At 72.5% G+C, this 5701-nt stretch carries 4 protein-coding genes and 1 riboswitch; all 4 genes read left to right on the plus strand.

Going from position 1 to position 5701, the window contains the following annotated elements; all coding sequences use genetic code 11:
- Positions 1-1352, plus strand: a 1352-nt coding sequence (qcrB, locus tag IE312_RS37430; protein ID WP_229900917.1) for a cytochrome bc1 complex cytochrome b subunit, incomplete at its 5' end; no start/stop codon positions are given.
- A 122-nt stretch (positions 1353-1474) separates the two neighbouring features.
- The gene (gene trpD / locus IE312_RS37435; RefSeq protein WP_189986778.1) at positions 1475-2539 is read left to right on the plus strand and encodes an anthranilate phosphoribosyltransferase; all 1065 of its coding nucleotides are present in this window, start codon (positions 1475-1477) and stop codon (positions 2537-2539) included.
- Between the two features lie 295 nt (positions 2540-2834).
- Positions 2835-2951: riboswitch (SAM riboswitch) on the plus strand.
- A 128-nt stretch (positions 2952-3079) separates the two neighbouring features.
- The gene (locus IE312_RS37440; protein WP_189986779.1) at positions 3080-4441 is read left to right on the plus strand and encodes an aminotransferase class V-fold PLP-dependent enzyme; all 1362 of its coding nucleotides are present in this window, start codon (positions 3080-3082) and stop codon (positions 4439-4441) included.
- A 52-nt stretch (positions 4442-4493) separates the two neighbouring features.
- Positions 4494-5701, plus strand: a 1208-nt coding sequence (locus IE312_RS37445) for a serine/threonine-protein kinase (protein ID WP_229900918.1), incomplete at its 3' end; no start/stop codon positions are given.

Here is a 5701-nt window from a genome sequence, read left to right on the forward strand (position 1 = left end):
AGGCGTTCAGCTCGACCCTGCACATCTCCTTCGATGTGCGCGGTGGTCTGCTCATCCGGCAGATCCACCACTGGGCGGCGCTGATCTTCCTCGCCGGCATGTTCGTGCACATGATGCGCGTGTTCTTCACCGGCGCGTTCCGCAAGCCGCGTGAGATCAACTGGCTGTTCGGCTTCCTGCTGTTCGTCCTCGGCATGTTCACCGGCTTCACCGGTTACTCGCTCCCGGACGACCTGCTCTCCGGCACCGGTGTCCGCTTCATGGAGGGTGCGATCCTGTCCGTGCCGATCGTCGGCACGTACCTGTCGTTCTTCCTGTTCGGCGGGGAGTTCCCCGGCCACGACTTCGTCGCCCGGTTCTACTCGATCCACATCCTGCTGCTGCCGGGCATCATGCTCGGCCTGATGGTGGCGCACCTGATCCTGGTCTTCTACCACAAGCACACGCAGTTCGCGGGTCCCGGCAAGACGAACACCAACGTCGTCGGCATGCCGCTGCTGCCGGTGTACATGGCCAAGGCCGGAGGCTTCTTCTTCCTGGTCTTCGGTGTCATCGCGGCCATCGCCGCGGTCGCGCAGATCAACCCGATCTGGGCGATGGGCCCCTACCGTCCGGACCAGGTGTCCACCGGCGCCCAGCCCGACTGGTACATGGGCTTCGCCGAGGGTCTGATCCGCTTCATGCCGGGCTGGGAGATCAACTTCTGGGGTCACACGCTCGTCCTGGGCGTCTTCATCCCGCTGGTGCTCTTCCCGCTGGTCCTGGCGGCGATCGCGGTCTACCCGTTCATCGAGTCCTGGGTCACCGGCGACAAGCGCGAGCACCACATCCTGGACCGCCCGCGCAACGCCCCGACCCGGACCGCTTTCGGTGTCGCCTGGGTGACGATCTACATGATCACGCTGGTCGGCGGTGGCAACGACCTGTGGGCCACCCACTTCCACCTGTCGATCAACGCCGTCACCTGGTTCGTCCGGATCTTCTTCGTCGCCGGACCGGTCATCGCGTTCATCGTCACCAAGCGGATCTGCCTGGGCCTGCAGCGCCGCGACCGCGACAAGGTGCTGCACGGCCGCGAGACCGGCATCATCAAGCGGCTGCCGCACGGTGAGTTCATCGAGGTGCACGAGCCGCTCAGCCAGGAGCAGCTGCACACGCTCACCGCGCACGAGCAGTACAAGCCGGCCGAGATCGGTCCGACGGTCGACGAGAACGGTGTCGAGCGCAAGGTCCCGGCCGCGGAGAAGCTCCGGGTGAAGCTGTCCAACGCCTACTACGGCGAGGACAACCAGATCCCGAAGCCGACCGTCGAGGAGTACAAGGAGATCACGAGCGGCCACGGCCACCACTGATCCCGCGTCGCCACGCCACACGAGGGGCCCCGTCCGTGCACCGGACGGGGCCCCTCGCCGTGCGCGGGGGTCGATAGGCTGGGGCCGACGACCCCGTTGTGCACGACACCCAGGAGCGGCTGATGAGCGCTGTGACCCCCGCTGGAGGCGACACCGCGGCGGGCCGTTCCTGGCCCGAGGTGCTGAACGCGCTGCTGGAGGGCCGTGACCAGAGCGCGGACGCCACGGCATGGGCGATGGACCGGATCATGCGCGGGGAGGCGACCGACGCGCAGATCGCGGGCTTCGCCGTGGCCCTGCGGGCCAAGGGCGAGACCGTGCAGGAGATCACCGGCCTCGTCCGCGCGATGTACCGGCACGCGAACGTCATCGAGGTGCCGGGCCGGACCGTCGACATCGTCGGCACCGGCGGCGACGGCGCCCGGACGGTGAACATCTCCACGATGTCCTCGATCGTCGTCGCCGGCACCGGCGCGAAGGTCGTCAAGCACGGCAACCGGGCCGCGTCCTCGGCGTCGGGCGCGTCGGACGTGCTGGAGAAGCTGGGCGTGAACCTGAACCTGCCGCTGGAGCGGGTCCCGCAGGTCGCCGAGGAGGCGGGGATCACCTTCTGCTTCGCGGTGAAGTTCCACCCGGCCCTGCGCCACGTGGCCGCGGCCCGCGGCCAGCTGGGCATCCGCACCACCTTCAACGTGCTGGGCCCGCTGACCAATCCGGCACAGGTACGGGCCCAGGCCGTCGGCGTGGCCGATCCGCGGATGGCCCCGGTCGTGGCCGGCGTCCTCGCCGAACGCGGCAACTCCTCCCTGGTCTTCCGCGGCGACGACGGCCTGGACGAGCTGACCACCACGGCCACCTCGCGGGTGTGGGTGGTCCGCGACGGCAAGGTCACCGAGGAGACCTTCGACCCGCGGGACGTCGGCATCGGCCTCGTCCCGGTGGAGGCCCTGCGCGGCGCGGACGCGTCGTACAACGCGGAGGTCGCCCGCCGCCTGCTCGACGGCGAGGGCGGGGCCGTACGGGATGCGGTGCTGCTGAACTCCGCGGCCGCGCTCGTCGCGCTCGAGCCCACCGACGCGCCGCTGGCCGAGCAGATCCGGGCCGGCATGGCCAGGGCCGCCGAGTCCATCGACTCCGGCGCGGCCAAGCGCACCCTGGACCGCTGGATCGCCGCCAGCAACGCCTAGGCTCTGTCGTTTGGATCAGGCCGGCTGAAACGTGCGGCGCCTTCCATCGCCCCGAGCGGGGTCTGGTGCGTGCAGCTGCAAGGCGGAGGAGGGCGACAACGCGATGGGGGTCCCCCCGCTCGAGCGAAGCCGAGAGTGGGGGAGTTGGCAACCGACGACAACGCCGCAGATGTGCGTGCCAGGGCCCGCGACGCCGGGATGATCCAAACGACAGGGCCTAGGGACGCCGGACGCCGTCCCGCGATCCGGACACGGGTTGCGGGACGACGATCACATCGCGTACGTTCCTGAACCAGGTCATGAGTGACAGTCATGAGGCCCCGGCCGACTGTCCGGCAACCCTCCGTCCGTGGCGGGGTGCCCCGGGTGAAGACCAGGCCGTGGACAGCAAGGTCCCCGGCAAGCGCGGATCCCTCACGCATCCAGGGATCCTGGTCGTCGAGGAGTCTTCCGTGAGCAAGCGAATGCGTTAGGGCCGCAGAGCCCCGCCTCCGCACACCCCTCTTCTCTCCTTCGCCTTCCTCTCACGGGAGTTCCGCCATGTCTGTCTCCACCGCTGCCGCCGACCAGTCCGTTTGCACCCCTCTGCCCGTTCTGGGGCGAGATGTCACCGTCCCGCTGGTCACCGGCGGCGAGGTCGCCTACGCCGCCCTGGACTACGCGGCCAGCGCCCCCGCCCTCCAGCGCGTCTGGGACGACGTCGCCGCCTACGCCCCGTACTACGGCAGCGTCCACCGCGGTGCCGGCTACCTCTCCCAGCTCTCCACGGACCTGTTCGAGAACGCCCGCAGGACCGTCGCCGAGTTCCTCGACTGCCGCCCGGACGACCAGGTCGTCTTCACCCGCTCGACCACCGACTCCCTCAACCTCCTCGCCCACGCGGTCCCGGCCGACTGCCAGGTCTTCGTCTTCGAGACCGAGCACCACGCCTCCCTGCTGCCCTGGCAGGACGCGCGGGTCACCTACCTGGACGCCCCGCGCACCCCGCGGCAGGCGGTCGAGACCCTGGAGCGGGCCCTCGCCGACCGCGACCCGTACGGCCCGGCCCTGGTCTGCGTCACCGGTGCCTCCAACGTCACCGGCGAGCTGTGGCCGGTGCGCGAACTGGCCGCCGCCGCGCACGCCCACGGCGCCCGCATCGTCCTGGACGCCGCCCAACTCGCCCCGCACCACCCGGTGTCCGTCACCGACCTCGACGTCGACTGGGTCGCCTTCTCCGGCCACAAGCTGTACGCGCCCTTCGGCTCCGGCGTCCTGGCCGGCCGCGCCGACTGGCTCCGGGCGGCCGAGCCGTACCTCGCGGGCGGCGGCGCCAGCCGCAAGGTCACCCGGCGCGAGGACGGCGGCGTGGCCGTCGAGTGGCACGACACCGCGGCCCGCCACGAGGCCGGCTCCCCGAACGTCATCGGCGCCTACGCCATCGCCGCCGCCTGCAAGGCCCTCACCGAGGCCGGCTGGGACACCCTCGTCGCCCGCGAGCAGCACCTCGTGCGCACCGTCCGCGCGGGCCTCGCCGAGGTCCCCGAGGTGCGGATCCTCTCCCTCTTCGGCGACGACGCCCCGCGGGTCGGCGTCCTCTCCTTCGTCGTCGAGGGCTGGAACAGCTCCCACTTCGCCGCCGCCCTCTCCGCCGAGTACGGCATCGGCGTCCGCGACGGCCTGTTCTGCGCCCACCCGCTGGTGCGCACCCTGCTCGGCAGCGACCCGCAGACCCAGGGCGAGTGCGGTGCCCCCGAGGCGGCCCCCGGCGAGAAGTCCCTCAACGCCATCCGCGTCAGCTTCGGCGCCGGCACTCCCGACGAGCACGTCGAACGCTTCGTCGACGCCGTCAGGGAACTGGTGGCCGACGGCGCGAAGTGGCGCTACCGCACCGAGGACGGCCGCTGCGTGCCGGCGGTCTGAGGCGCTCCGTATAACCTCCCCCTGACGACATGTTGGACAGGGGGAGCCCGGAGTGCAGCCGCTGCGCGCAGCAGACCCGCGCCACATCGGCCCGTACGCGGTCCTGCGCAGACTCGGTGCCGGCGGCATGGGCGAGGTCTACCTCGCCGAGTCCCGCACGGGTCTCCGACTGGCCGTGAAGGTCGTACGGGCCGAGCACGCCGAGGACCGCACCTTCCGCGCCCGCTTCCGCCACGAGGTCAGCGCCGCCCGGACCGTCGGCGGCGCGGGCACGTACACCGCGCGGGTGGTGGACGCCGACACCGAGGCCGAACGGCCCTGGATGGCCACGGAGTTCGTGCCCGGACCGAATCTGCGGGACGCCGTCCTGGACCACGGCGCGCTGCCCGGGCCGGCCGTCCGGATCCTCGCCGCCGCGCTCGGCGAGGCGCTGGCCGCGATCCACGCCAAGGGGCTCGTCCACCGTGACCTGAAGCCGTCCAACATCCTGCTCGGACCGGACGGGCCCCGGGTCATCGACTTCGGGATCGTCCGGGCCCTGGAGGCCACCGCGCTGACCCGCACCGGCGCGGTCGTCGGCTCCGTCGGTTACGTCTCGCCGGAGCAGATCCGCAACGGCGGCCAGGTCGGGCCGCCGAGCGACGTCTTCTCCCTCGGCACGGTCCTCGCCTACGCGGCGGCGGGCCGGGAGCCGTTCGGCGAGGGGCAGGACTCGGTGGTCCTGCTGCGCATCCTGACCCGGGACGTCGACCTCTCCGGCGTGCCGGAGGACATCCGCCCGCTGGTGGCGGCCTGCCTGGCCGAGGACCCGCTGGAGCGTCCGGAACCCGCGCGGGTGCCGGCGGCGGTGGGCTTCACCGCGGCCACCCTGCGCGCCGCGGTCCGCCCGGGCTGGTACGGCCCCGCGTCGAACCCGGTCCCGGCCCCCGACGACCGCCCCAGCGGCGTGGAGTACCTATCCCCCGACCCCCTCCCGACCCCCGCCGCCGCGCTTGCCGGGCCCCCGGCCCCCTCGACCTCTGCCGACTCCGTGTCCCCGCCCGCCATCGCCTCCGCGTCCGCGGCCGGCGCCCCCGGGACCGCCGGCCCCTCGACCCCCGCCGACCTCGCGTCTGCGGCCCTCGCCGCCTCCGCGCCCCCGGCCCTCGCCGCCGCCCCCGGGACCGCCGGCCCCTCGACCTCTGCCGGCCCCGTGTCCCCGCCCCCGGCCGCCGCCTCCGCGTCCGCGGCCGGCGCCCCCGGGACCGCCGGCTCCTCGAC

Source organism: Streptomyces capoamus (assembly GCF_014654935.1).
GTDB lineage: Bacteria > Actinomycetota > Actinomycetes > Streptomycetales > Streptomycetaceae > Streptomyces > Streptomyces capoamus.

What these genes read in the sequence shown, in the direction of transcription:
- trpD (WP_189986778.1), top strand. Translation starts at nt 1,475, where the DNA reads ATGAGCGCTGTGACCCCCGCTGGAGGCGACACCGCGGCGGGCCGTTCC.
- IE312_RS37440 (WP_189986779.1), top strand. Translation starts at nt 3,080, where the DNA reads ATGTCTGTCTCCACCGCTGCCGCCGACCAGTCCGTTTGCACCCCTCTG.